22 protein-coding genes are annotated in these 24,808 nt (G+C 68.5%); 12 read left to right on the top strand and 10 right to left on the bottom strand.

The window, feature by feature from the left end:
- The first annotated feature begins 55 nt into the window (after window positions 1-55).
- The 7 genes from ACW172_RS04455 to ACW172_RS04425 all read left to right on the top strand — a co-directional run bounded on the left by ACW172_RS04455 (window position 56) and on the right by ACW172_RS04425 (window position 9,190).
- Entirely contained in the window at window positions 56-2,986 is a 2,931-nt protein-coding gene (locus ACW172_RS04455; protein WP_492033983.1) for a chemotaxis protein CheW, read from the top strand.
- Window positions 2,983-3,471, top strand: coding sequence for a chemotaxis protein CheW (locus ACW172_RS04450; protein ID WP_492033982.1), 489 nt, complete (start codon window positions 2,983-2,985; stop codon window positions 3,469-3,471). Before ACW172_RS04455 ends, ACW172_RS04450 begins: the two co-directional genes overlap by 4 nt.
- Before the next feature lie 34 nt (window positions 3,472-3,505).
- On the top strand, window positions 3,506-5,107 hold the full coding sequence (locus ACW172_RS04445; protein WP_492033981.1) for a methyl-accepting chemotaxis protein: 1,602 nt from the start codon (window positions 3,506-3,508) through the stop codon (window positions 5,105-5,107).
- Window positions 5,108-5,189: 82 nt separating this feature from the next.
- Window positions 5,190-6,308, top strand: coding sequence for a protein-glutamate methylesterase/protein-glutamine glutaminase (locus tag ACW172_RS04440; RefSeq protein ID WP_492033980.1), 1,119 nt, complete (start codon window positions 5,190-5,192; stop codon window positions 6,306-6,308).
- Window positions 6,305-7,132: a CheR family methyltransferase gene (locus ACW172_RS04435; RefSeq protein ID WP_492033979.1), complete on the top strand. Its 828-nt coding sequence runs from the start codon at window positions 6,305-6,307 to the stop codon at window positions 7,130-7,132. The genes ACW172_RS04440 and ACW172_RS04435 overlap by 4 nt, the downstream gene beginning before the upstream one ends.
- Window positions 7,133-7,231: 99 nt before the next feature.
- Window positions 7,232-7,966, top strand: coding sequence for a BLUF domain-containing protein (locus tag ACW172_RS04430; RefSeq protein ID WP_492033978.1), 735 nt, complete (start codon window positions 7,232-7,234; stop codon window positions 7,964-7,966).
- Between the two features lie 135 nt (window positions 7,967-8,101).
- Window positions 8,102-9,190 (top strand): branched-chain amino acid aminotransferase, encoded by a 1,089-nt coding sequence (locus ACW172_RS04425; RefSeq protein ID WP_492033977.1) that lies wholly within the window; start codon window positions 8,102-8,104, stop codon window positions 9,188-9,190.
- Here ACW172_RS04425 and ACW172_RS04420 read toward each other — a convergent pair.
- The 4 genes from ACW172_RS04420 to ACW172_RS04405 form a co-directional block, all read right to left on the bottom strand.
- Window positions 9,169-10,389, bottom strand: coding sequence for a winged helix-turn-helix domain-containing protein (locus tag ACW172_RS04420; protein WP_492033976.1), 1,221 nt, complete (start codon window positions 10,387-10,389; stop codon window positions 9,169-9,171). The two genes, ACW172_RS04425 and ACW172_RS04420, sit on opposite strands and share 22 nt — an antisense overlap.
- Window positions 10,390-10,587: 198 nt before the next feature.
- A complete protein-coding gene (gene cysN, locus ACW172_RS04415) occupies window positions 10,588-12,543 on the bottom strand; it encodes a sulfate adenylyltransferase subunit CysN (RefSeq protein WP_492033975.1) in 1,956 nt (651 codons plus the stop codon).
- Window positions 12,543-13,490 (bottom strand): sulfate adenylyltransferase subunit CysD, encoded by a 948-nt coding sequence (gene cysD, locus ACW172_RS04410; protein ID WP_492033974.1) that lies wholly within the window; start codon window positions 13,488-13,490, stop codon window positions 12,543-12,545. The genes cysN and cysD overlap by 1 nt, the downstream gene beginning before the upstream one ends.
- A gap of 45 nt (window positions 13,491-13,535) precedes the next feature.
- Window positions 13,536-15,248 (bottom strand): phosphatidylglycerol lysyltransferase domain-containing protein, encoded by a 1,713-nt coding sequence (locus ACW172_RS04405; protein WP_492033973.1) that lies wholly within the window; start codon window positions 15,246-15,248, stop codon window positions 13,536-13,538.
- A 140-nt stretch (window positions 15,249-15,388) separates the two neighbouring features.
- On the opposite strand from ACW172_RS04405, the gene ACW172_RS04400 reads away from it, so the two are divergent.
- On the top strand, window positions 15,389-15,979 hold the full coding sequence (locus tag ACW172_RS04400) for a superoxide dismutase (RefSeq protein ID WP_492033972.1): 591 nt from the start codon (window positions 15,389-15,391) through the stop codon (window positions 15,977-15,979).
- Window positions 15,980-16,102: 123 nt separating this feature from the next.
- Window positions 16,103-16,615, top strand: coding sequence for a hypothetical protein (locus tag ACW172_RS04395; RefSeq protein ID WP_492033971.1), 513 nt, complete (start codon window positions 16,103-16,105; stop codon window positions 16,613-16,615).
- Window positions 16,616-16,684: 69 nt separating this feature from the next.
- Here ACW172_RS04395 and ACW172_RS04390 read toward each other — a convergent pair whose 3' ends face one another.
- A complete protein-coding gene (locus tag ACW172_RS04390; protein WP_492033970.1) occupies window positions 16,685-16,939 on the bottom strand; it encodes a GlsB/YeaQ/YmgE family stress response membrane protein in 255 nt (84 codons plus the stop codon).
- A 231-nt stretch (window positions 16,940-17,170) separates the two neighbouring features.
- Here ACW172_RS04390 and ACW172_RS04385 point away from each other — a divergent pair, with 231 nt between their 5' ends.
- Together ACW172_RS04385 and hisN are read left to right on the top strand one after the other, a co-directional pair.
- On the top strand, window positions 17,171-17,551 hold the full coding sequence (locus ACW172_RS04385; RefSeq protein WP_207868832.1) for a helix-turn-helix domain-containing protein: 381 nt from the start codon (window positions 17,171-17,173) through the stop codon (window positions 17,549-17,551).
- A 150-nt stretch (window positions 17,552-17,701) separates the two neighbouring features.
- Window positions 17,702-18,487, top strand: a complete 786-nt coding sequence (hisN, locus tag ACW172_RS04380) for a histidinol-phosphatase (protein WP_492033969.1) — start codon at window positions 17,702-17,704, stop codon at window positions 18,485-18,487.
- A gap of 64 nt (window positions 18,488-18,551) precedes the next feature.
- Here hisN and ACW172_RS04375 read toward each other — a convergent pair whose 3' ends face one another.
- The 3 genes from ACW172_RS04375 to ACW172_RS04365 all read right to left on the bottom strand — a co-directional run bounded on the left by ACW172_RS04375 (window position 18,552) and on the right by ACW172_RS04365 (window position 21,469).
- The gene (locus ACW172_RS04375; RefSeq protein ID WP_492033968.1) at window positions 18,552-19,586 is read right to left on the bottom strand and encodes an alpha/beta fold hydrolase; all 1,035 of its coding nucleotides are present in this window, start codon (window positions 19,584-19,586) and stop codon (window positions 18,552-18,554) included.
- Window positions 19,583-20,491, bottom strand: a complete 909-nt coding sequence (locus ACW172_RS04370) for a class I SAM-dependent methyltransferase (protein WP_492033967.1) — start codon at window positions 20,489-20,491, stop codon at window positions 19,583-19,585. The genes ACW172_RS04375 and ACW172_RS04370 overlap by 4 nt, the downstream gene beginning before the upstream one ends.
- 165 nt (window positions 20,492-20,656) lie before the next feature.
- A complete protein-coding gene (locus tag ACW172_RS04365) occupies window positions 20,657-21,469 on the bottom strand; it encodes a class I SAM-dependent methyltransferase (RefSeq protein ID WP_492033966.1) in 813 nt (270 codons plus the stop codon).
- A 245-nt stretch (window positions 21,470-21,714) separates the two neighbouring features.
- On the opposite strand from ACW172_RS04365, the gene ACW172_RS04360 reads away from it, so the two are divergent.
- Window positions 21,715-22,182, top strand: coding sequence for an Hsp20 family protein (locus tag ACW172_RS04360; RefSeq protein WP_492033965.1), 468 nt, complete (start codon window positions 21,715-21,717; stop codon window positions 22,180-22,182).
- A 57-nt stretch (window positions 22,183-22,239) separates the two neighbouring features.
- Here ACW172_RS04360 and ACW172_RS04355 read toward each other — a convergent pair whose 3' ends face one another.
- Together ACW172_RS04355 and ACW172_RS04350 are read right to left on the bottom strand one after the other, a co-directional pair.
- Window positions 22,240-23,487 (bottom strand): pentapeptide repeat-containing protein, encoded by a 1,248-nt coding sequence (locus ACW172_RS04355; RefSeq protein WP_492033964.1) that lies wholly within the window; start codon window positions 23,485-23,487, stop codon window positions 22,240-22,242.
- The gene (locus ACW172_RS04350; RefSeq protein ID WP_492033963.1) at window positions 23,484-24,752 is read right to left on the bottom strand and encodes a pentapeptide repeat-containing protein; all 1,269 of its coding nucleotides are present in this window, start codon (window positions 24,750-24,752) and stop codon (window positions 23,484-23,486) included. Before ACW172_RS04350 ends, ACW172_RS04355 begins: the two co-directional genes overlap by 4 nt.
- Between the last annotated feature and the right edge of the window lie 56 nt (window positions 24,753-24,808).

Genomic DNA, 24,808 nt, shown 5'->3' with positions numbered 1-24,808 from the left:
CCCTCAATAACGTTGGGGTATCAAGCAATGCGCTTGGTCATTGAGGGGCGAGCGCTTGGACGAGCTGGTCAGCGATTTCATTGCCGAAACGCGCGAGGGGCTCGAAACGCTCGACAGCGAACTGGTGCGGTTCGAGAAGAACCCCGGCGATCCCGAAGTGCTGGGCGGGGTCTTCCGTCTGATCCACACGATCAAGGGGACCTGCGGCTTCCTGGGCCTGATGCGTTTGCAGACCGTGGCTCATGCCGCCGAGAATGTGCTGGGCGAGTTCCGCGACGGCTCCCTGGCCGTCACCCCCGCCGCCGTTTCGGCCATTCTGGATACGGTCGATCTGATCCGCGATCTGGTCGACGGCCTCGCCAGGACCGGACTAGAACCTGCGGGAGACGACGGCGAGCTTATCGGGCGTCTCGAAGGCGTTCTGGCGGGGGCGTCGGCTGATGGCGCCGCGCCCGTGATGTCCGCGCCGACGGCGGTTGAGACGTCCGCCGATCCACGCCCTCTGATCCAGCGTCTGGGTGGAGAGGCAACCCTGGATGCGGCGGTGGAATCGGCCCTGTCCCGATTGCACGCCTGGCCGGCCGTCAACGCCGCCTTCCTGTCCGTCGATCCCGACCGCCTCCAGGGCGAGTTGCGCGACTGCCTGACCACCGGCGCCTCGGGCAGTGCGGCCGCCGTCTCCCTGTCCGCGACCGTTCGGGGCCTGGTCGGGGCGCCGGTCGAGGCCGTGGCCCTGGCGGGCCTGATGGATATCGTCGGCCTTTGCCTGGCCGAGCTGGACGTCGACGATCGGTCGCTGGCCGATCTGGCCGCCGTCTTCGCCGCCGAGACAACCGCGGCGCCGTTGGTCGAGATCGCGCCGGCCCCAGTGGAGAGCCCGACCGCGCCTTCGCCCTCCAGCGAGGCCATCGCGCCCGTCGCCGCCGCACCCGTGTCGTCCCGGCCGAAGACCCTGACGCCCGACGCGTCCGACGTCGAACTGGCGGGCCCGGCCCAGACCATCCGGGTCAGTGTCGACGCCCTTGAGCATCTGATGACCGTGGCCAGCGAGCTGGTCCTGATCCGCAATCAGCTGATCCAGGTTCTCAGGCTCGATCCAGAGAGCCCGTTCGCGGCGCCGCTCAACCGCCTGAACCAGGTCACGACCGAGCTTCAGGAAGGGGTGATGACCACCCGGATGCAGCCGATCTCCGGCGCCTGGGCCAAGCTGCCGCGTCTGGTCCGCGACCTGGCCCAGGACCTGGGAAAGTCCATCGAACTGTCGATGCACGGTCAGGAGACCGAGCTGGACCGTCAGGTTCTGGAGCTGATCAAGGATCCGCTGACGCATATGATCCGCAACGCAGCGGACCATGGCATTGAGACGCCGGCGGACCGTCTGGCGGCGGGCAAGTCCGAGGCGGGGCGCATCACCCTTCAGGCCCGGCACGAGGGCGGCGCCATCGTCATCGAGGTGATGGACGACGGGCGTGGGCTGTCGGCGACGAAGCTGCGCGCGAAGGGTGTCTCGCAAGGTCTGATCACCGCAGCCCAGGCCGAGGCCATGTCGGACTCCGAGGCGCGCCATCTGATCTTCCGTCCTGGCTTCTCCACCGCGCCGGAGATTACCGCCGTCTCCGGTCGCGGCGTGGGCATGGATGTCGTGCGCACCAATATCGAGCGCATCGGCGGCGCCATCGAGATGACCTCGACCGAGGGCGCCGGCACCCGCTTCACCATCCGCATTCCCCTGACCCTGACCATCGTTTCGGCCCTGATCGTCGAATGCTGCGGCGAGCGGTTCGCCATGCCCCAGTCCTGTGTGATCGAGTTGGTCAGCGCCAGCGATGGCTCGGGCCGGGTGGTCGAATATGTCGATGACGCCGCCGTCCTGAGGTTGCGCGACCGGCTGCTGCCGCTGGTGTCGCTCGGGACGCTGCTGGGCCTGCCCGCCAACGTCGAGGTGACGGGCGAATCCTGCATCGTGGTGGCCCAGGTCGGGTCCTTCACCTTCGGGGTGATTGTCGACCGGGTGTTCGATACGGAGGAGATCGTGGTCAAGCCGGTGGCCTCGGTTCTGCGTCACCTGAAGCTCTATTCCGGGGCGACCATCCTGGGCGACGGCTCGGTCATCCTGATCCTGGACTTCAAGGGCATCTCGCAAGAGGCGGGCGCCCAGCAGAGCGCTGACGGCGCCCGGGACGAGCTGGAACTGCCGGCCTCGGCCTCAATGGAGCGGACCGCGCTCCTGACCTTCCACGCCGGCGATGCCACGCCGCGTGCGGTGCCCCTGTCGCGCGTTGCCCGGATCGAGGAGCTGCTGTCGCATCAGATCGAGACGGTCGAGGGCCGTACGGTCATCCAGTACCGCGGCGGGCTGATGCCCGTGGTCGACGTCGATGCGCGGCCCGTCCAGCCCTGGACCGACGAGACGACCCGGCCGCTGCTCGTCTTCGCACGCGGCGAACAGGCCGTCGGCCTCCTGGTCGACGAGATCGTGGACATCGTCGAGGACGAACCGGCGAAGGTCGGGGATCCCGACACCGCCGGCCTGATCGTCGCCGGCCGCGCCACCGAGATGGTCGATATCGACCGCTACTGGGGCGATGCGCCGGCCGCATCGCGGTCGGCGGCGTCTCTCGCCGCGAGGACCCCGGTCGCCGGCCTGAAGCGTCTGCTGCTGATCGACGACAGTCCGTTCAGCCGCCTGCTGCTCCAGCCGCTGCTGGCCCAGTCCGGCTATGACGTCGTCGTCGCCGAGGGCGCCGTCGAGGCTCTGACCCTCTATGAGGCCGGCGAGCAGTTCGACCTGATCATGGCCGAGACCGATCCCCAGGGTGAGGAGGCGCGCCGCTTCGCCCAGGCCTTCGGCAAGGCGACCCGCTGGCACGCCACGCCGCTGATGGGCCTGTCGCTGCAAGGCCGCGATCGCGGCGCCGCCCGGTTCGACGGCTCGCGCCTGCTCGACGCCGTGAACTCGGCCTTCAACACGAGGCAAGCCGCATGACCGCTTCCGAAACCGGGCCGGCCGCCGTGTCCTCGGGGACCGATGACGTCGAGGGTCTCGTCTCCATCCGCGTCGGGTCCCAGACCTTCGGCGTGCCGGTGCTCAAGGTTCAGGACGTCATCGCCCAGACCACTATCAACCGCGTGCCCCTGGCCCCGCCCGAGGTCGCCGGGTCGCTGAACCTGCGCGGCCGGATCGTCACTGCGGTCGACATGCGTCTGCGTCTGCGCATGGCCCCGCGCGAGGCCGGCGAAGGCTTCATGTGCGTGATCGTCGAACGGGGCGGCGAGCTTTACGCCCTGCTGGTCGATGATGTCGGCGACGTCCTGTGGCTGTCGCCCGAGACCCGCGAGATCCCGCCCGTGACCCTGTCCAACCGGTGGCAGTCCGTCTGCACCGGCCTGTACCTGCTCGAGAGCGAACTCCTGATCGTGATGGACATCGACCAGGTTCTGACCCTCGCGCCCGTTCCTATCGCCGCCTGATCTTCACACCGAAATCTCTTCAAAGGACAACGACATGCCCAGCAGCAACGCGGCCCTGAAAATCGATTCCGAGGCCGAGGAATTCGACCTCCTGTTCCAGGACTACCGGGGCAAGGTGGCCGCCATCGAGCGGTCCCAGGCCGTGATCGAGTTCGAACTGGACGGCAGGATCACCACCGCCAACGAAAACTTCCTGACCGCCCTCGGCTATTCCCTGTCGGAGATCCAGGGCCAGCATCACTCGATGTTCGTCGATCCGGCCGAACGCACCGGCCCCGAGTATCAGGGCTTCTGGGCCAAGCTGGGCCGCGGCGAGTATGACGCCGGCCAGTACAAGCGTATCGCCAAGGGTGGCCGCGAGATCTGGATCCAGGCCAGTTACAACCCGGTCTTCGACGCCGACGGCAAGCCGGTGAAGGTCGTCAAGTTCGCCACCGACATCACCGCCCAGAAGGTTCAGGCCGCCGATTACGAAGGCCAGCTGGACGCTATCTCGAAGGCCCAGGCGGTCATCTCCTTCTCGCTGGACGGCAAGATCCTGGACGCCAACGAGAACTTCCTCGCCGTCCTCGGCTACAGCCTCGATGAGATTCGCGGCCAGCATCATTCGATGTTCGCCGAGCCGGCCTATCGTCAGAGCCCTGAATACCAGGCCTTCTGGGCCAAGCTCGGTCGCGGTGAGTATGACTCCGGCCAGTACAAGCGCGTCGCCAAGGGCGGGCGCGAGGTCTGGATCCAGGCCAGCTATAACCCGATCCTCGATCTGAACGGCCGCCCCTACAAGGTCGTGAAATACGCCACCGACATCACCGCCCAGCGCGACCAGCGCAAGCTGGCCGAGCGGGTCGGTGAAATCTCCAACATCGTCGCCTCGGCCGCCACCCAGATGCAGGCCACCGCCGAGTCCATGGCCCGCTCGGCTGAAGACGCGACCCGTCAGGCCGGCGCTGTCTCCTCTGCCGCCCAGGTCGCCTCGGCCAACGTCCAGACCGTCGCCGCCGCCGGCGAGGAGCTGTCGGCCTCGATCAACGAGATCGCGCGTCAGGTCGCGGAATCGACCAGCATCACCCGTCAGGCCGTTTCCGAAACCGACAAGACCAGCGCCGCCATCCAGTCCCTGGCCGAAGCCGCCCAGAAGATCGGCAACGTCGTCACCCTGATCAACAACATCGCGGGCCAGACCAAGCTGCTGGCCCTCAATGCGACGATCGAGGCGGCGCGCGCCGGCGATGCGGGCAAGGGCTTCGCGGTCGTGGCGTCCGAGGTGAAGAGCCTGTCCGACCAGACCGCCAAGGCGACGCAGGAGATCTCGTCCCAGATCACCGCCATGCAGGCCGCGACCGCGACCTCGGTCGGCGCCATCCAGGGCATCGCGGGCACGATCAACAAGGTCGCCGAGATCGCCGCCGCCATCGCCAGCGCGGTGGAGGAACAGTCGGCCGCGACGGGCGAAATCTCCGCCAGTGTCGTAGAGGCCGCCGCCAGCACCCGCGAGGTGACGACCAACATCATCGGCGTCAACGAGGCGATCGCCCAGACCAACACCGCCTGCGGCGAGGTCACGACCTCCTCGGGCGAGCTGTCGGTTCAGGCCGAGGCCCTGCGCCGCGAGATGGACGCCCTGCTGGCCGCCTGATCCGGCGACCGATCCTTCCGGCCGGGCCGTCGCGCCCGGCCGGTCCTGTTTTCCGAGTCCGATTTTCCCGAGGTATGAGACTGTGACCTTAGCCAGCCCGGCGATGCCGACGGAGGCCTCGGCCATCCGGGTCATGGTCGTCGACGATTCCGCCGTGGTCCGGGGAATGATCTCGCGTCAGCTCGGGGCCGATCCGGCGCTGACCGTCGTGGCGACCGCGGCCAACGGCGAGCTGGCCCTGGCCGAACTGGACCGGCGGCCGGTCGATGTCGTGGTGCTGGATATAGAGATGCCGGTGATGGACGGCATGGCCGCCCTGGCGCGGATGCGCGAGCGCCATCCGACGGTGAAGGTGGTCATGGCCTCGACCTTCACCCGCCGCAACGCCGAGATCAGCCTCAAGGCCCTGCGCATGGGCGCCGGCGACTATGTGGCCAAGCCGGAGACGGGCCTGGGCGCCGCCGAGGCCTTCCAGCAGGAACTTCTGGCCAAGGTGAAGGCGCTTGGGCGGGCCCGCGCCAGCACACCGCGGGCCCCCGCTGTCTCGCCCACAGCCGCGCCTGCGACCGTCGTGGCCGCTCCGCCGAAGACCCGACCGCATACAGGCAAGTTCGTCCGTCCCGCGGTCATCGCCATCGGCGCCTCGACCGGCGGTCCTCCGGCCCTGCTCAAGGTGTTCGAGGCGATCCGGGGTTCGGTCGAGCAGCCGATCCTGCTGACCCAGCACATGCCGGCCGCCTTCACCGGCCCGTTCGCCGAACAGCTGGCCCGCGCCGGCGACCGCCCCTGCGCCGAGGCCGTCGACGGCGAGCCCGTCCTGCCCGGCCGCTGTTACGTCGCTCCCGGCGGCTGGCACATGACGGTGGAGAGCCCGGGCGTCGGCGTGCCGCCGATCATCCGCCTGAACCAGGAGGCGCCCGAGAACTTCTGCCGCCCCGCCGTCGATCCGATGCTGCGCAGCATCGCCCGGGTGTATGGCTCCGCCGTCGTCACCCTGATCCTGACGGGCATGGGCGCGGACGGGGCCAGGGGCGTCGATTCCATCGCCAGGGCCGGCGGGCGCATCGCCGCCCAGGATGAGGCCACCAGCGTCGTCTGGGGCATGCCCGGCGCCGTCGCCGCCACGGGCCTGGCCGAAACCCTTCTTCCCCTCGACGAGGTCGGCCCCTGGCTGGTCCGGATCTCGGAGCAACGTGCATGACCGGTCCTGATTTCGATTATTTCTGCAAGCTGATGCGCGACCGTTCGGGTCTCGTCCTCTCGGCGTCCAAAGCCTATCTGGTGCGTGGCCGGTTGGAGCCGGTGGCGCGGGCCGCCGGCCTGGCCGACGTCGAGGGCCTGCTGGCGAAGCTGCGCTCGGGCGCGACGGATGCTCTGATCCGTCAGTGCGTGGACGCCATGGCGACCCACGAATCCTCCTTCTTCCGCGACGGCGCGCCGTTCGAACAGCTCGGCAAGACCATCCTGCCCGCTCTGATCAGCCGGCGCCGGGCGTCGCGGCGGCTGCGGATCTGGTGCGCGGCCTGCTCCAGCGGTCAGGAGCCCTGGTCCGTGGCCATGATCCTGAAGGAAAACGCCCAACTGGCTGGCTGGACCCTCGAGATCGTCGCCACCGACATGTCCGAGGGAATCCTGACCAAGGCGCGCAGTGGCCTCTACAGCGACTTTGAGGTCCGCCGCGGTCTGGCGCCCGAGCGCTTGACCCGATGGTTCGAGCCGCACGAAGGCGAGTGGCGCGTCCTGCCCGCCCTGAGGGAAATCGTTTCTTTCCGTCCCCACAACCTGCTGCAAGGTGTCGCAGGGCTGGGCGTGTTCGACATCATCCTGTGCCGCAATGTGCTCATCTACTTCGACGTAGAGCGCAAGCGTGAGGTGTTCGTACATCTGGATCGCGCCCTCGCGGATGACGGAATCCTGTGCCTGGGCAGCTCGGAGACCGTTCTCGGCGTCGTGGATACCTTCGCCACGGCGGAGGGAGCCAGAGGCTTGTATCGTAAGGTGAATCAACGTTACGCGGTGGCGTGACAATCCATTCGCGCCAAGCGTGTTTGTCAAAAAACGATCATATCTCGAAGCTTGGCCATTCATGTTAGTGCTTCGCAGTCTCTCTCCCCCGGAGTCCCCGTGTACGTCGATGAATATTCCATCACAGGCGAGCAAGTCCGCGCGGCGCGGGCCCTGCTGAGGGTCGATCAGAAGCAGATCGCGCTCGCCGCCGGCGTCAGCCTGGAGACCATCAAGCGGCTCGAGGCCGTCGAGGGGCCGATCAACGTCACCTCGCGCACCCTGTCGGCCCTGAGAAACGCCTTCCTGAAGTTCGGCGTGGTCTTCGACGGGCGTGAGGACGCCGACCTGGCCGTGGGCTGGGCGCGCCGCGACGTCGGGCTGATCCTGCGCCCGAGCGTGCCGCGCCCCCGGCGGCGGACAGAGCCGGCGCCCCTGACGCGGCTGATGTTCTGGAGCAGGCGTCCTGCTGACACCGGTAGCGCTCCGGGGGCGGGCGGTGTGCCGAAATGGCTGAAGCAGCAGCTGAAAGCGGACGTCACGGGCGCCGAACTCGAACACGGCGACTATCGGATGCAGGTGCTGGAAGGGCCGACAGACGTGATCGCGGCCATGTTCGACACCCTGCGTCGCGACGGCGCCAACGACGAAACCACCCAGATTCAATCGCGGGCGGTGACCGGCCGGCTTTTCGACGGCTGGACCGTGTTCGGCGATGATCCGGACCTGATCGAAGACATCCTGTTCCGCGACGTCGGCCTGACCGGTGAATTCCGCCCGGGCGACCTGGCCCCGGCGACCGCGCTGGGCCTGTTTATCCTCTTGCTGGCGTCCCAGGCGTCCTCGCGGCGGTAGCGCCATCCTCCGCCGTCAGGGATGGCGTCAGGATCGTCGAAAGAATCGACCTTGGCGGTAAAATCCGGCTAGGTGTCGCAGCCGTGCGCGGGTATTCCATGCGCGCACAAGCTCATCTGCCGCGAGACACCGCCCATGACCGCCGCCTTTACCCGCGTTCCCCATCCCTCGCTGGTCACCGCCGCCGACCGCGCCGTGCTGATGGAAGACCCGGGCTTCGGCCGGGTGTTCACCGACCATATGGTGACCATTCGCTACACCGCCGGTCAGGGCTGGCACTCGCACAAGGTCGAGCCGCGCGGCCCGATCCCGCTCGATCCCGCCGCCTCGGTCCTGCACTACGCCCAGGAAATCTTCGAGGGCATGAAGGCCTACAAGACCGACGACGGCCGCGTGGCCCTGTTCCGCCCCGAACAGAACGCCCGCCGTTTCGCCGCCTCGGCCGAGCGTCTGGCCATGCCGGTCCTGCCCGAAGAGCTGTTCCTCGAGGCCGTCGCCGAACTGGTCAAGACCGATGCCGACTGGATCCCGGAAGGCGAGGGCAGCCTCTATCTGCGCCCCTTCATGATCGCGACCGAGGCCTTCCTCGGCGTGCGCGCGGCCAATGAATATCTGTTCGTCGTCCTGGCCTCGCCGGTCGGCGGCTATTTCAAGGGCGGCAAGAACAGTGTCACCATCCGGGTGTCGGAGCACTACACCCGCGCCGCGCGCGGCGGCACCGGCGCGGCCAAATGCGGCGGCAACTACGCCGCCAGCCTGATCGCCCAGGCCGAGGCCGTGGCCAACGGCTGCGACCAGGTCGTCTTCCTCGACGCCGCCGAGGGCAAGTGGATCGAGGAACTGGGCGGGATGAACGTCTTCTTCGTCTTCAAGGACGGCTCGCTGCAGACCCCGCCGCTGGGCGGCACCATCCTGCCCGGCGTGACCCGCGCCTCCATCATCCAGCTGGCCAAGGACGCCGGCGTCACCGTGCGCGAAGCCCCCTACGCCTTCGAACAGTGGCGCGCCGACGTGGCCTCGGGCGAGGTGGTCGAGGCCTTCGCCTGCGGCACCGCCGCGGTCCTGACGGCCATCTCCAAGGTGGTTTCGCCCGGCGGCGACTTCACCATCGGCGACGGCAAGCCGGGCCCGGTCACCACCGACATGCTGGGCAAGCTGGTCGGCATCCAGCGCGGCCGCGTCGCCGACCCGCACAACTGGGTTCAGACGATCATCGAAGCCTGAGGCGCTTCTCGCAGCGCTTCTGAAAGGGCGGCCGAAAGGTCGCCCTTTTCCATGATCTCGACCCGCTCCAGCCCCAGCCAGCCGGACATGGCCCGCAGCTGTTCGGCGAGGACGCGCGGCGTCTCCGCATTCGCGTCCGGCTCGCGCCAGGCGGCCTGGACCAGCAGGGCCGAGCTCTTGCGGTCGCTCTTCAGATCGACCCGAGCGGTGATGGCCTCGTCCTGAAGCAGGGGCAGGACGTAGTAGCCGTGCTCGCGCTTGTGGGCGGGGGTATAGATCTCCAGCCGGACGCGGACACCGAACAAGCGTTCTGTCCGCTCACGGAACCAGATCAGATTGTCGAACGGCGACAGCAGGGCCGCGCCTTCGATGCGACGGGGCTTGCGCGCGGCTGGGTCGAGGAAGGCCGGCTTGTTCCAGCCTTTGACGGAGACCGGGATCAGCTCACCCGCTTCGACCAGTTCGTGGATCCGCGCCCGGCTGTCGGCCAGCGGCAGGCGGAAATAGTCGCGCAGGTCGGCGGCCGTGGCGATTCCCATGGCCCGGGCCGAAATCCGCACCAGTTCGCGCTGGGCGTCCTCAGGGCTCGGCGTCGGCGCCTCGACGACGGCGCGGGGCAGGGCGCGTTCGGGCAGGTCATAGACGCGCTCGAAGCCACGCCGGGTCAGGGTGGTGATCCGTCCGGTCCAGAACAGCCATTCCAGCGCCCGCTTGCCGTCCGACCACTCCCACCAGCCGGGCGCCCCGCGCGGCCCCTCGGCGAAGTCGCCGCCGGTCACGCCGCGCCGTTTGCCGATCTCGGTCAGGATGCCGTCGACATAGTCGCTCTTCTCATGGCCGAAGCGGGCGATGGAGCCCCAGATGCCTTGCCCGGCCTCGGCCGCCGCCATGCGCCAGCGGAACAGGGGCTGGGTCTCGACTGGCAGCAGCGAGGCCTCATGCCCCCAGTATTCGAACAGGCTGCGCTTCTTTCCCCAGGCCTCGCTCTCCAGCACATCGCGTGGATAGGCGCCCAGACGCGAGAAGGCGGGCAGATAGTGGGTGCGGGTCACCACATTGACGCTGTCGATCTGGATGACGCCCAGCTTGCGCGCCGTGCGGCGAAAGGCGGCGGCGTTCACTCCCGCTGGAGACGTCCCGAAACCCTGCGCGGCCAACGCGATGCGGCGGGCCTGGGCGGCGGAAAAAGTTTCAGTCATGGGGCTCTCTGCGACTCGGTCCGCCAGTGAACGACAGAGTGTCGCGGAACGCAAAGGGAACGGCAGCGCTTGCGATCCGGTCCAGCGTGCATAGATGGGTTACGGACGCTTCGGCGTCCCACCCTCCTTCCAGGGTGTTTCCTCCCAAGAGAAACTTCGGCCGTGTCGTTTGACGCGGCCTTTTTTCTGCTTGTCGTTCTAGACGCCGCCACCCTCGGAGAACTCCGGGTCGGGCCGCAGATAACCGCCCTTGCGCAGGCGTTCGACGATCATTTCCGCCGCCTGTTCCGGCGTCATTGAGGCCGTATCGACCACGATTTCAGGGCTCTCCGGCGCCTCATAGGGGCTATCCACCCCGGTGAAGTTCCTGAGCGCGCCCGATCGGGCCTTGGCGTAGAGGCCCTTGACGTCGCGGGCCTCGGCGACCGCCAGGGGCGTGTCGACATGGACCTCGAAGAACTCGCCCGGGCCCAGCAGTTCGCGCGCCAGCCTTCGTTCGGAGCGGAAGGGGGAGATGAAGGCGGTCACGACGATCAGGCCGGCGTCGACCATCAGCTTCGCCACCTCGCCCACGCGGCGGATGTTCTCCACCCGGTCGGCGTCGGTGAAGCCGAGGTCGCGGTTCAGGCCGTGGCGGACGTTGTCGCCGTCCAGCAGATAGGTGTGTTTGCCCTCGAAGCGCAGTTTCTTCTCGACCAGATTGGCGATGGTCGACTTGCCAGCGCCTGACAGGCCGGTGAACCAGATCACCGCCGGCTTCTGACCCAGATCGCTGGCGCGCGAAGCCTTGGTGACGTCCAGCGCCTGCCAGTGGATGTTCTGGGAGCGGCGCAGGGCGAAGCGGATCATCCCCGCCCCGACGGTGGCGTTGGTCAGCCGGTCGATCAGGATGAAGCCGCCGGTATCGGGAACCTCCGAATACGGATCGAAGCCGACGGGCCGGTCGAGCGACAGGTTGCAGACGGCAATGCCGTTCAGCGGCAGGGACTTCGCCGCCCGCTCCTCCAGCGTGTTGACGTTGATCTCGTGCTTGATCTCGGTGATCTGGGCCGAGACCGTCCGGGCGCCGACCTTGAGCAGGTAGGGACGGCCGGGCAGCAGGGGCTCGTCGGCCATCCAGACGATGGTGGTCTCGAACTGGTCGGCGACCTCGGGGGCGGAGGTCGCGGCCGCCAGGATGTCGCCGCGCGAGCAGTCGACTTCGTCGGTCAGTGTCAGGGTCACCGACTGGCCGGCGACGGCCTGATCCAGATCGCCGTCCTTCGTCACGATCCGGGCGACGGTCGAGGTCCGGCCCGAAGGCTCGATCCGCACGGCCTCGCCGGGCCGCACCGCGCCCGAGGCGATCAGGCCGGAGAAGCCGCGGAAGTCGAGGTTGGGTCGGTTGACCCACTGAACCGGCATGCGGAAGGGCTTGGACTGCAGCCGGTCGGCGTCCAGCTCGACCGTCTCCAGATGCTCCATCAGGGCGGGGCCGGCGTACCAGGGCGTCGCGTCGCTCTTCGTCGCGATATTGTCTCCGGCGAGGCCCGACAGGGGGATGGCCAGCACGTTCTTGAGCCCGACCTGCTCCGCGAAGGCCGTATAGTCGGCGACGATGGCGTCGAAGACCGACTGGTCGTAGCCGACCAGATCCATCTTGTTCACCGCCAGCACAACGTGGCGGATGCCCATCAGCGACACGAGGAAGCTGTGCCGGCGCGTCTGGGTCAGGACGCCCTTCCTCGCATCGATCAGGATGACGGCGAGGTCGGCGGTGGATGCGCCGGTGACCATGTTGCGGGTGTACTGCTCATGCCCCGGGGTGTCGGCGACGATGAACTTCCGCCGGTCGGTGGCGAAGAAGCGATAGGCGACGTCGATGGTGATGCCCTGTTCCCGCTCGGCGGTCAGGCCGTCGACCAGAAGGGCGAAGTCGATGTTCTGGCCCTGCGTGCCGACCCGCTTCGAATCCGCCTCCAGCTGGGCCAGCTGGTCCTCGAAGATCTGGCGCGAGTCATAGAGCAGCCGCCCGATCAGGGTCGACTTGCCGTCGTCCACCGAGCCGCAGGTGATGAAGCGCAGCAGGGATTTGGTCTGGTGAGCCTTCAGATAGGCGTCGATGTCCTGTTCGATCAGGTCCGACGGCCTGTAGGCGTTCGAGGGCAGATCCATCAGAAATAGCCCTCCTGCTTCTTCTTCTCCATCGACCCGGCCTGATCGTGGTCGATAGCCCGGCCCTGACGCTCGGAGGTCGTGGTCAGCAGCATTTCCTGGATGATGGCGGGCAGGGTGTCGGCGGTGCTTTCGACCGCGCCTGTCAGGGGATAGCAGCCGAGCGTCCTGAACCGCACCGACTTCATCTGCGGCGTCTCGCCGGGCCTCAGGGGCATCCGCTCGTCATCGACCATGATGATCTGGCCGTCACGCTCCACCACGGGCCGCTCGGCGGCGTAGTAGAGGGGCACGATCGGGATGTTCTCCAGATGGATGTATTGCCAGATGTCCAGCTCGGTCCAGTTGGAGATGGGGAAGACGCGGATGCTCTCGCCCGGGCTCTTGCGGGCATTGTAGAGCTTCCACAGCTCGGGCCGCTGCGCCTTGGGGTCCCAGCGGTGGCCGGCCGAGCGGAAGGAGAAGATGCGCTCCTTGGCCCGCGACTTCTCCTCGTCGCGCCGCGCCCCGCCGAAGGCCACGTCGAAGCCGTGCAGATCCAGAGCCTGCTTCAGCCCCTCGGTCTTCCAGAGGTCGGTATGCAGGGCCGAGCCGTGGTCGAACGGATTGATGCCTTTCGCCAGCGCTTCCGGGTTCTGGTGCACCAGAAGTTCGAAGCCCAGCTCCTTCGCCATCCGTTCGCGCATCTCGTACATGGCGCGGAACTTCCACGTCGTATCGACGTGCAGCAGGGGGAAGGGCGGTGGCGAGGGCCAGAAGGCCTTGGCCGCCAGATGCAGCATCACCGCCGAGTCCTTGCCCACGGAATAGAGCATGACCGGGCGCTCGGCCTCGGCGACGACCTCGCGCAGGATGTGGATGCTCTCGGCCTCCAGTCTCTGGAGGTGGGTCAGGGTCGGCAAGGCGAAATCCTCGGTACTTGAGGGGGCGACATAGCCGGGCTGCATCGCCGTCCCCTCACGAAATAAGCTGAAGCCAGACCATAGGGATGCTTATCGCGTCTTTTGTCGGGCTGCAGGTTTCGCACTGTTTCCGCCCCCGAACATTCCCGGCCAGCCGCCGCTGGTCAGCAGGGCGACGTCCAGCAGGGCCAGAGGCAGGGGCGTCGACACCGGGGCGGCGATGAAGCGGGCGCGCCAGTCGGGCGCGAACTTCGACTTGTAGCTGCGCAGGCCCTGGAAGCCGTACAGGGCGCCGCCCTCCTCGAACACCAGGGCGCCGACGCGGGCGAAGACGGGGGCCAGGCGGCGATCCTCCAGCCCGGCCAGGGGCGCCATGCCCAGGTCGAAGGCCTCGAAGCCCTCCGCCGCCGCCCACTGGATGGCGCGAATGAACAGATAGTCCATCACCCCCGGAGGGGCGTTGGGCAGGTGGCGCATCAGATCGATGGCCACCTCGCGGTCGTCCCCTTCGCCGGGCAACAGGTTGGCGAAGGCCACGATCCGTCCCCCGGGGCAGGTCTCCGAGGTCTGGCGCACGATCGCCAGCGGGGTCAGGTCCAGGTAGGTGAAGTCGAACCGGCCCAGGGAAAAGGCCTTCTCAGCCCCATTGTGGTCCGCGAGCCAGGCGTCCGATACGGCCTTCAACTCGTCGCCGAGCGCACTCGCCGACCCGGCGGGCAGAACCTCGAAGCTCGCCCCCTCGCGCTCCGCCCGATTGATCGCGGTCCTCAGGTTCTGCTTGGCCTTGCCCTCCAGAGAGAACTCCGCGACCGGCACCACGGCGGTCTCGCCCACCTTGCGCATGGCCAGACCCATGGTGGCGAGGTCCGCCAGCACGCCTTCGCCGACCGAATAGAAGACCGCCGCCCCGCCGTAGCTGTCGGCCAGTTCGGCGAAGGCCCAGAGCAGGTCCAGCCGCTCGCTCTTCAGCCCCGCCGGTTCGCCCATGGCGATCCAGCGCCTACCGCGCACGCGGTAGGCCAGGAAGCTGCGGCCCGAGGGGCTGAACAACAGGGTCTTGTCGCCCAGGGTCGCCAGCCAGGCCTCGGGGGTGGCGTGGTCGGCTTGCGACAGCGCCTCCAGAGCCTTGGCCCGATCCGCCGCATTGCCGAGCCGCCGCCGTCCGGACCCCGGTGAGGACAGCAGCGACACAGCCGCCATGGCCAGGGTCAGGATGGCCAGGATCGCCGCCGCCCTCAGGAAGCCCGAGGCCTCGCGGTCGGTCAGGAAGCTCCACCACAGCTGATCGGTGTAGTCGATGTCCCGATAGGCGAAAAAGCCCAGCCAGATCGCCGCGATCACCGCCGTGGTCAGAAGGATCAGCCAGCCGGGCCGCAGCGGCTCCAACAGTCGCGACCGCCGGTTGAAGGCCGTTCGGCAGGGGATCAGCAGGGCGGCGATGATGGCCAGGGCCAGGGCTTCTTCCCAGTCCAGGCCCTTGAGCAGGGAGAAGACCACGCCCGCCCCCATGGCGGCCAGGGCGGTCCAGTAGGCGCCGCGTCGCCGCCGCCACAAACCCGCCGAGAGCAGTAGCAACAGGAAGCCGACCACGCTGGCCGCGAAATGGGACAGTTCGATCAGAACCGGCGACACCGACCCGCTGAGCGCGCGCAGGCGGTCGGAAAAGGCAGGAGTCACGGCCGAGATGATCATCAGGGCGCCGACCGCGAAGACGGCCACGGCGAAGATCTGGGGCGTCGCCTCCCTGGCCAGACCGGCCAGGCGGCGGCCCACGCCGCGTCGCGGTTCGGCTTCGTTCGTCATTCGACCCTGATGCCACGATCCCGTGAATCGTCCAATCGTGACCGCTCCGGGGTCATTTCTGGGCGGTGGAAACAATCCGAAACATTGCGGGTTTGTAATCCTGCGGCGCTCCCGGCCGCGCAGATATTCGGAGAACGGACATGATCCGCAAGACCGCCCTGATGACCGGCATCGCCGGCCTGATGCTGGCCGCCGCCCCGGCCGCCTTCGCCCAGGATGCTCAACCGACGCCTGCCCCCGCCCCGACGCCGGCTCCCGCGGAAGCTCCGGCGACCGCCCCGGCCCAGTCGCCCGGCACCCTGACCCTGCAGCCCGGTTCCGACGTCAAGGGTTCCGATGGCGCCGTCCTCGGCAAGCTGGAAGGCGTCCGCAACAACGCCGGCGCCCAGGAACTGACCGTGCGCGGCACCGACGGCCAGCTGAAGGGCGTGCCGCTCGCCGGTCTCAAGCCGGAAGGCACGGGCGTGACCGTCGGCTGGACGATGGCTGAATTCACTGCCGCCCCGGCCATCCCGGGCGCGCCGGACGCCGCTTCGTCGGCCGCCCCGGCCTCGACCCCGGCGGCCGAGCCGCCCGCGTCGGACGCCGCGTCGCCGGAAGCCGCGCCCCCGGCCTCGGAGTCCTCGACGACTGAGGCCAAGCCCACCGAAGAGCCGGCGACCGAGTCGACCCCGACCGAGACCCCGGCCCCTGAAGAGCCAGCGACCCCGCCGGCCCAACCCCAGGCCTGATCAAGGTCTGATCCGGGCTCAAGCCGGATAGGGATTGTTAATCCTGATGAAACGCGCCGGACCTCCGGCGCGTTTCTGCTTTCAATGGCGCCATAGCGGCGCCCAACAGAGAGGAAGCCCACTATGCGTACCCTTCTTTTGACCACCGCGGCCGCCGCCCTGGCGATCGCTCTTCCCGCCTCGGCCCAGGTGCTCGGCGGCGGTGTCGGGGCCCAGGTGGGGGCTCAGGTCGGCGTGCCCCAGACGGCGCCCATCACCGGCCAGGTCGGTTCGACCGTTCGGGGTGTCGGTGATCTGACACGCGGAACTGTCCGTGACGCGCGCTCTGCCGCCAGCAGCGCCGCCAATGCTTCGGCCTCGGTCCAGTCGGATACGGAGGTCTCCGCCGACCGCAACGGCTCGGAGGCCAGCCTGAACATCTCGACCGGAGCCATGGTCCACGGTTCCGACGGCAATATGCTCGGCTCGGTGGTTCGCCTGACCCGCAACTCGGCCGGTCGTGTCGAAAGCTTCGTGGTCCGTTCGGCCGACGGGACCTTGCGTTCGGTGCCCGCCACGGGCGCCAGCGTCCAGGGCGACGCCGTGGTCACCGCCTGGACCTCGAGCGAGTTCAACCGCGCCGCCCCGGTACAGTAGTCTCGCCTTTCCGGCATGAAGAAGGGGCGGCCCGCGAGGACCGCCCCTTCTTGACGTCTGATCTGTCGATCAGGCCCGGCGCTTGACCAGGCCGAGCAGGAACAGCAGCAGACAGGCGCCGCCGAATGCCACCAGCAGCGTCAGCAGATTGAAGCCGCCCACCGGAATGCCCAGCAGGGCCCCGGCGATCCAGCCGCCCAGAATGGCGCCCACGACGCCCACGATCAGATTCGTCAGCAGGCCGTGATTGCGCCCCATGACCTTTTCAGCCAACCAGCCGGCGACGATGCCGATGATCAACCAACCGATAATTCCCAAGCCCATCATGTCCTCCAAAGCTTGACTGCTTCTGGCGACCTGAACTCCCGTCGGCGACGGAGGTTGCGTTTCGGGATTGGGACGGGCGTTCCCGGTCCGTGGTCCTAAGCTCCCGCCCATAAATAGTTCGCCGAACGCGGCTACTCCCTCGGCTGGGGAAAGCGGCATGTGGTTTGCGGCGAACAAGGCGAGCCGTTCCATTTCGGGACAGTCCGTCAAACTGGGGAATATGGGGCCATGGCCACCGATATCGATCTTCACCTGGGCCGCCGCCTGCGTCGCCGCCGTCGCCTGCTGGGCCTGACGCAGCAACAGCTGGCGCTGCAAGTCGGCATCCGCTTCCAGCAGATCCAGAAGTATGAGTGCGGCGCCAACCGGATTTCGGCCGCCCGCCTGTGGCAACTGGCCGAGGCGCTGGAATCGCCGGTGAACTATTTCTACGACGGCCTGACCGAAGCCATGGAACGCAAGGAAGCGGCCGGGGCCAACGGCGGTGAGATGTTTTCCCGCAAGGAAACCCTCGACCTGATCCAGGCCTACTACCAGCTCGGCGAGCGCCCGCGCCGCCGCCTGCTGGACCTGGCCAAGTCTCTCCACGCCGAAGAGCCGGCGGCCTGAAGCCGTCGTGAGCGCTCCGGGTTCGGGGGCGAGGCGGCGAGGGCCGAGTATTGCAGACCCGGCGGCGGTCCTTGGGGGAGGACACCGGCGACCGGGCGGGGTAGAGGTCATCGCGACCCCTGACCCCTCAAGACCCGGCCCTCGCCCCTCATGACCGAATTCGAAGCCTTCGCCGTCGAACTGGCCCGTGAAGCGGCCGGGGTGACCCTGCCCTTCTTTCGCGGCGACTACGCCGAAGAGAACAAGGCCGGACCCGGCGCTTTCGATCCTGTGACACAGGCGGACAAGGACGCCGAGGCCGCCATTCGCCGCCTGATCGCCGCCCGCTATCCCGATCACGGTGTCATCGGTGAGGAATACGGCGAGGACCGTCCGGATGCGGAGCATGTCTGGATTCTCGATCCCATCGACGGCACCCGCGCCTTCATTTCCGGCCTGCCGTTGTGGACCACCCTGATCGGTCTGCGGGTCGCCGGCCGACCGTCCGTCGGCGCGATTTCCCAGCCCTATATCGGCGAACTCTTCCTGGGCGGGCCCTCTGGCGCCGTGCTGATGAGTCGGGGTCAGACGAAACCGATCAAGACCCGCGCCTGCGAGCGCCTGACCGATGCGGTCATTTCGACCACGGATCCCGAAATCTTCACCGGCTCGGAACTGGGCGCGTGGACCCAGGTGCGGGCCGCAGCGCGCCTCGCCCGCTACGGCTGTGACGCCTATGCCTATGCCATGGTGGCGGCCGGCCGCATGGACCTGGTCGCCGAGACCAGCCTGAAGCTCTGGGACTGGTCGGCCCTGATTCCGGTGGTCGAGGCCGCCGGCGGCGAGGTCACCAACTGGCGCGGCGAAGCGGTCGACGGCACGGGCCAGATCCTGGCCGTCGGCGACGTCCGTATCCGCGAACAGGCGCTGGTCACGCTGAAACGCGCGGCGCTCTAGTCACTCACCAACTGATCCCGCGCTCAGGCAGCGCGCGACCGCGTCGCGCGCGGTAGCGCACCAACTATGCCGCGCCGACCTCGACGTCGTCGGGCTGGGGCAGGGGCCGCAGGTCCTGGGTCGGGGCGACGTAGTCGGACATGGCGTCGAACTCGCTGAGGAAATGCGCCCTCAGATCGTCGGTCTCCATGATGATCTCGTGCTTGGCGCCCGGGACCTCGACATAGCGGCCGCGGCCCAGACGCTTGGCCGCCCATTTGTTGGTCTGCTTCCACACGCGGTCGTCCTCGCCCGCCTGGACGAAGGTGCAGGGGATACGGACGTTCTTCAGGGCCTTGGGCTTGAGCGCGCGCTCGCCGGCGTCCAGGGCGAAGGCCAGCCAGCCCCAGGTCGGGCCGCCGACCGCCAGGTGCGGACAAGCGTAGAGCTGCTGCCGCCACAGTTCGTAGCGGGTCTCGTCCGTGGTCAGGGCGTCCTTTTCGAAGGTGTGGTCGAAGGGATCGTCCGCATCGTCCAGTACGAAGTCCCCGGCCTTGCCGTGACGCAGGTTCCAGCGAACGGCCAGCTTGACCGACCACATCGAGCGCTTGCCCGTCTTGATACGGAGCATCGGGCCCGACAGCACCGCGCCCGAGAACCGCTCTTCGCCGTTCTCCAGCGTGAGCAGGTTCAGAGCCGCGCCCATCGAATGGCCGACCATGATCCAGGGCTTGGGCGCCCGGGTCTCGAAGGCGTCGAGCAGGCGGTGATAATCGTCGAGGAACTCCTCGACCGCGCGGGCGTGGCCCTTCAGCCGGTCGGGCAGCAGCCGGGCCGACAGGCCCTGGCCGCGCCAGTCATGGGCCAGGACGCAGAAGCCGCGCGCCAGGAAGTTGCCGATGACCTCGAAATACTTCTCGATCGGCTCGGTGCGGCCGGGCGACAGAATGACGGTGCCGCGCGGCTTGGCGGCGACCAGGGCCGAGGGCGTCCAGAAGGCGGCGCGCAGACGCAGGCCGCCGGCGCCGCGGAACCAGTCGCCCTGGCCTCCGGGCGGCGACGAGGCGCCGGGCACGCCCATCAGGGGGGCGTTGGCGGCAAAGGCTTGGGCGCGGTTCACTCAGGTTTCCTGAACTTCAAGGTCATGCGGTCGCTCTCACCGATCGCATCATATTTGCTGCGGTCGAATGTGGGATCGGGCGCCTGGCCTTGCGGGGCCGTCAGGCTTTGCGGAGGCAGGGTTCCGACACCGAACGGATGATCCTTGGTATCTGTTGCATTCGCGTTGATTTCTGACGACGCGACGAAAACAAATCCGGCCTCGGCGGCCAGCTGTTTGACGAAGGCCTCCTGGACATAGCCGTTGGCGGCGGCCGGGTCCTGATCCTCGTCGGGAGCCAGGCGATGCTGCTCGATGCCCAGGACGCCGCCGGGACGCAGAGCCTCGAAGGCGTCGCCGAAGGCCTTTTCGGCGATGCCGGTGGCCATCCAGGCGTTGAGGTTGCGCATGAACAGGACCAGATCGGCCGTCCCCGGCGGGGCCACCTCGCCCGACGACGGTCCGAAGGCGGAGAATTTGATGTCGCCGTACAGCTTCTTGTCGGCCGTAAATCGCGTTTCGTAATTGGCCATCAGCGAGGCCTGGGCGGCGTCGGCGCCGGGGCCGGTGCTGAAGCCCGCCGCGTAATAGGTCCCGCCGCCGCGCGCCAGATAGGGGGCCAGGATCTCGGTGTACCAGCCGCTCCCCGGCCAGAAGTCGACCACGGTCATATTAGGCTGCAGGCCGAAGAAGCGCAGGGTCTCCATCGGGTGACGCCATTGGTCGCGCGGACGGTCGGCGGCGCGCCAGGGACCCTGCACGGCCCATTCCAGCGAGCCCTCGGGCGGGCCGGCGGGCGCGGTCGGCGCCGGCGCCTCGGCCTTCTCGACGGGCTTGGCTTTACGGTCGCAGGCGGCGAGACCGAGCGGCGCCAGGGCGACGGCCGCAGCAAGGCCGCTCAGCACCGATCGGCGTGATCCCGTCATCGCTTCTGGTGTCCCGCCGGACGGCGCGCGTTTCTGCATACGGGTCTCCCGCCGAGCCGCCCCCAAACCTTGCGGTTCTGCTCGGGTCGAACGGGCTTAACGGGCTTCGTCGCGGTCGTCAAAGCCACGCGCGAAGGCGTGATCGGGGACCGGACGAACAGCGCCTCAGAAGGGCTTGCGGAAGCGCAGGGTCATGCGGTCGCTCTCGCCTATCGCGTCCAGCGCGGCTCTCTGTTCGGGCGTCAGGGCGCCGGATCCGTCGCGGGCCTGGGACTGGCGGGTCGGCGGCAGGCTCCAGACTCCGAACGGGTGGTCGTGGTCGTCCCCGGGGTTGGCGTTCAGCTCGCTGCGGGCCTCCAGCACGAAGCCCGCCGCCTGGGCCGCGCGGATGACGTAGCTTTCGGGCACATAGCCGGTCGGGGCGGTCGTCGCGACATTCAGCCCCTCGGCGCTGCGGTGCTGTTCCACGGCCAGGACCCCGCCCGGCTTCAACGCCTTGAAGAAGGCCGCCAGATAGGGCTCGGTGCGGCCGTCGCGGGCCCAGTTGTGGAAGGCGCGGGCGACCACGACCATGTCGGCGGTTCCGTCGGCGACCCCCATGCTGTCTGTCGGCTTGTCGACCGGCACATAGGTCCCGCCGGTCGCCGCGGCGTAGGGCTCGAGAATGTGGCGCCACCAACCGGCCCGGCCGGGCTCGATCTCGACCACCGTCAGCCCGGGGGTCAGGCCCCAGAAGGTCAGGGTCTCCAGCGGATGACGCTGGCCGTCGCGAGCGATGTCGGCCGCGGGGCGGGTGTCCGATCCGATCGCGGACTGCAGCGCCTCGTCCTCCTGCAGCACCGGCGGCGCCATGGCGGCGCGGCGCGCGGCGCGCTGGGCCGGGGTTTCGCCGACGCTGGGCGCGTCCTGGGCCAGAACCGGAGCCGCCATTGCGGTAAGAGGCAGGGTGGCCGAGAGGGCGAGGGCGATCAGGCGCATGGTCGTCTCCAGAAGGGGCCCGCCATCCCTAACGGCTCGGGTGGCCGAAGCAAGGCGACGAAACGTCCGCAAGATTGATGCCTCTTGCGCGGCCGAAACCGTATCCCACATCGATAGGCGAAGGCGCCGATCACCGGGCCTTCTCAGACCCACGGGGCCCAGAAGGGACCGCGGACCTGACCACCCAAGGCGGCTCCGGGCAAAACGCGGAGCGGCTCAATCTTGCTGATAATCAGGAGATCGACATGCGTACCATCGACTTCACCCCCCTCTATCGTTCGGCCGTCGGTTTCGACCGTCTGGCCCGTCAGCTGGAAAGCGCCGCACGCACCAGCGAGGCCGCCGGCTGGCCGCCCTACAACATCGAGACGACCGCCGAGAACCAGTACCGGGTCGAGATCGCCGTCGCCGGCTTCAAGCCCGAAGAGCTGAACATCGAGGTCAAGGAAAACCTCCTGACCGTCACCGGCCGCAAGACCGCCAATGACGACGCGGCCCCGCAGAAGACCTATCTGCACCGCGGTCTGGCCGAGCGCGACTTCGAGCGCCGCTTCCAGCTGGCCGACTATGTGGTCGTGACGGATGCGACCCTCGACAACGGCCTGCTCGCCATCAGCCTGAAGCGCGAGCTGCCGGAGGCCCTGAAGCCGCGCCGCATCGAGATCGGCACGACGAAAACGCCTCTGATCGAGGGCGAAAGCGCTGCCGCGTAAGCGAGGCGTCGGATTTGATCTGAGTTGGAAGGGGCGGTCTTCGGGCCGCCCCTTTTTCTATGCGGCTTCCGAGGACACGCCGTTGACGTGGTCGATCCGGGCGCCCTTGAAGGTCACCTCGGTCAGGTTGGCGCCCCGGAAGTCCGCGCCCGACAGATCGGCGCGGTCCAGACAGGCGCGGCCGAGGTCGGCGCGCCTGAGGCAGGCGTAGCGAAGACGGCTGTCGGCCAGGGTCGCGGGCAGGGTCCGGCCGCCGCCCATGGGCAGGGGACCTAGCTGCGTATCGGTCAGATTGGCCTTGTTGAGCAGTGCGCCGTTCAGACGTACGCCGCGCAGGTCCGAGCCCGACAGGTCCGCGCCGCGCAGGTCAGCCTTCTCGAGGTTGGCGCCCTGAAGCGCCAGATCCTTCAGGTCCATCCCGACCATACAGGCGCCCTTGACGCTCAGGGCCGGCAGCTTCAGCCCGCCCAGACGGCCGCTCAGCGGGCGCAAATCCTCGTTGTCGAACACCGCGGGCGCGCCGAGGACGCCGCCGCTCTCGGCCCAGGCGTTGGCGTCCAGCGCCTGACGCATCAGCTCCTCGGCCCGCGCGATCGCCGCCGCGGTCGGCGCCTTCAGGACACCGGTCAGATCGGTTTTGTCGAGACGGGCGGCCTCCATCTTCACGCCCGACAGGTCGGCGCCGATCAGGCGCGCCCCGGCCAGGTTGGCGCCCGAAACCTCGGCGTTCTCCAGCATGGCGCCGGACAGGTCGGCGTCCTTCAGATTGGCGCGGGTCAGGACGGCGCCGCGCATGGAACAGTCGGTGAAGTCGGCCTTGTGGGCGCTGACCCCGTCGAAGCGCGAGCCATCCAGCGTCGCCCCGGCGAAGCTGGCGCCGTCGGCCAGACCGACGCGCGTCTCGTGCTTGACCGCCGACAGGCCCTTGGTCTCGTGAGGCATGGCGATGACACCCTCGCGGAAGTCGGCCTGGGTCAGGTCGGCGTTTTCCAGACTGGCGCCCTGCAGACAGACGCCGCGGATGTCGGCGCGGACCAGAACCGCCTCGGACAGATCGGCGCCGCGCAGGTCGCAGCCGAACAGGACAGCGCGCTCCATCCGCGCGCCCCGGAGCCTGGCGTTCTCCAGACAGGCGCCGGTGAAGTCGGCGTCGTCCAGCAGCCGTCCGCTCAGGTCCAGGCCGGTCAGGTCGAGGAATTTCAGCGACAGACGGCGGCCGCCGGCCTTGCCCTCGACGAAGCGGGCGTGGGCGACGAGGAAGAGGTCGAGATCGCCCTGCGAGAGTTTGCGGCGAACCACGGTCATGCGGCGTCGGCCTTGGGATCATAGCCGCGCGCGGCCGTCAGGATCGCGCCCGTGAAGTCGGCGAGGCGGGTCTGGGCGCCGTGCAGGCTGGCGCGGCTGAGGTCGGCCTCGCAGAAGACGGCGCGGCGCAGATCGGCGCCGGACAGGTCCGCGCCCCGGAGGGAGGCGCCGGTCAGGTCGGCGGGCAACAGGCGTTCCGGCCCCAGCATCAACGGCCCCAGCTGGGCCTCGCGCAGATCGGCGCCGCCCAGTCGCGCGCCGTTCAGCCGGGCGCCGCGCAGGTCGGCGCGGCGCAGCCGGGTCGAACGCAGGTCCGCTCCCTGAAGCTGGGCGCCCTGAAGCTGAACCCCCTCCATGTCGAGGCCGTAGAAGACCGCGCCCTTGGCCGACAGGGCCGTCAGGTTCAGGCCGGTGATCGAGCCCAGCGGACGCAGGTCGACGCCGTCGAAGACCGAGGGCTGGCCCTGGGCGCCGCCGGTCTCGCACCAGACGGCGTGGTCGTGCAGCATGTCGGCGGCGGGCATCTTGGCGACGGAGGCGCAGGCCGAACCCTTGTCGGTCAGGGCGCCGTCCAGATTGGCGCCGTCGGTGCGCCACATGGAGGCGGTGACGCCGACGAGGACCGCATCGCGCAGGTCGGCCCCGGTCAGGTCGGCGCCCGACAGATCGGCTCCGGCGAGGTCGGCGCCGCGGAAGTTGGCGGATTTCAGATTGGCGCGCACCAGCTTGCAGCCGGTCATGATGGCGTCGGAGAAGTCGGCCGCCTGGGCGGCGATGCCGGACAGGCGAGAACGCTGCAGATTGGCGCCGGCCAGGCAGGCGCCCTGGGCCTGGGTCTCGTTGCGCTTCTTGGGCTCGACGACGCGGAAGCCGTCTTTCGCGTCGGCGGTCGCCAGGGTGCCTTCGCGCAAATCGGCTTCGAACAGGTCGGCGCCCGACAGATCGGCGCCGCGCAGACAGGCGCCGCGCAGGTCCGCTCGCCTCAGGCTGGCGTCGACCAGGATCGCCTCCTGCATGTCGGTGCCGAAGAAGGTGGCGTTGTCCAGTTTGGCGCCGGTCAGGTCGCAGCCGGTCATCTCGGCCGCGGAGAAGTCGGCGTCGGTCAGGTTGCGGCCGCTGAGGTCCAGGCCCGACAGGTCCATCCAGGCGAAGACGGCGCGCGCTCCGCCCGGACGCGCCTGCCAAAGGCGGTCATGTCGGGCGCAGATGACGTTCAGCTCTTGCTGGCTGATCCGCTTGCGCAGCTTTTCCTCGGGGGCTCCCATCCGGCCACTATCGACCCGTCGCGTTTAAGGAAGCCTTGCGAAAACGGGGGTTTCGC

It is taken from the genome of Brevundimonas sp. ALps5 (genome assembly GCF_058681645.1).
This window is presented reverse-complemented; position numbering and strand designations above follow the sequence as displayed.

Bases quoted from the DNA above. Each gene is read 5' to 3' on its own strand.
- ACW172_RS04435 (WP_492033979.1), top strand. From the start codon at position 6,305: ATGACCGGTCCTGATTTCGATTATTTCTGCAAGCTGATGCGCGACCGT.
- ACW172_RS04405 (WP_492033973.1), bottom strand. From the start codon at position 15,248: ATGACGAACGAAGCCGAACCGCGACGCGGCGTGGGCCGCCGCCTGGCC.
- ACW172_RS04385 (WP_207868832.1), top strand. From the start codon at position 17,171: ATGGCCACCGATATCGATCTTCACCTGGGCCGCCGCCTGCGTCGCCGC.
- ACW172_RS04365 (WP_492033966.1), bottom strand. From the start codon at position 21,469: ATGCGCCTGATCGCCCTCGCCCTCTCGGCCACCCTGCCTCTTACCGCA.
- cysN (WP_492033975.1), bottom strand. From the start codon at position 12,543: ATGGATCTGCCCTCGAACGCCTACAGGCCGTCGGACCTGATCGAACAG.
- ACW172_RS04420 (WP_492033976.1), bottom strand. From the start codon at position 10,389: ATGACTGAAACTTTTTCCGCCGCCCAGGCCCGCCGCATCGCGTTGGCC.
- ACW172_RS04445 (WP_492033981.1), top strand. From the start codon at position 3,506: ATGCCCAGCAGCAACGCGGCCCTGAAAATCGATTCCGAGGCCGAGGAA.
- ACW172_RS04425 (WP_492033977.1), top strand. From the start codon at position 8,102: ATGACCGCCGCCTTTACCCGCGTTCCCCATCCCTCGCTGGTCACCGCC.
- hisN (WP_492033969.1), top strand. From the start codon at position 17,702: ATGACCGAATTCGAAGCCTTCGCCGTCGAACTGGCCCGTGAAGCGGCC.
- cysD (WP_492033974.1), bottom strand. From the start codon at position 13,490: ATGCAGCCCGGCTATGTCGCCCCCTCAAGTACCGAGGATTTCGCCTTG.
- ACW172_RS04360 (WP_492033965.1), top strand. From the start codon at position 21,715: ATGCGTACCATCGACTTCACCCCCCTCTATCGTTCGGCCGTCGGTTTC.
- ACW172_RS04355 (WP_492033964.1), bottom strand. From the start codon at position 23,487: ATGACCGTGGTTCGCCGCAAACTCTCGCAGGGCGATCTCGACCTCTTC.
- ACW172_RS04390 (WP_492033970.1), bottom strand. From the start codon at position 16,939: ATGGGCTTGGGAATTATCGGTTGGTTGATCATCGGCATCGTCGCCGGC.
- ACW172_RS04400 (WP_492033972.1), top strand. From the start codon at position 15,389: ATGATCCGCAAGACCGCCCTGATGACCGGCATCGCCGGCCTGATGCTG.
- ACW172_RS04370 (WP_492033967.1), bottom strand. From the start codon at position 20,491: ATGACGGGATCACGCCGATCGGTGCTGAGCGGCCTTGCTGCGGCCGTC.
- ACW172_RS04350 (WP_492033963.1), bottom strand. From the start codon at position 24,752: ATGGGAGCCCCCGAGGAAAAGCTGCGCAAGCGGATCAGCCAGCAAGAG.
- ACW172_RS04395 (WP_492033971.1), top strand. From the start codon at position 16,103: ATGCGTACCCTTCTTTTGACCACCGCGGCCGCCGCCCTGGCGATCGCT.
- ACW172_RS04450 (WP_492033982.1), top strand. From the start codon at position 2,983: ATGACCGCTTCCGAAACCGGGCCGGCCGCCGTGTCCTCGGGGACCGAT.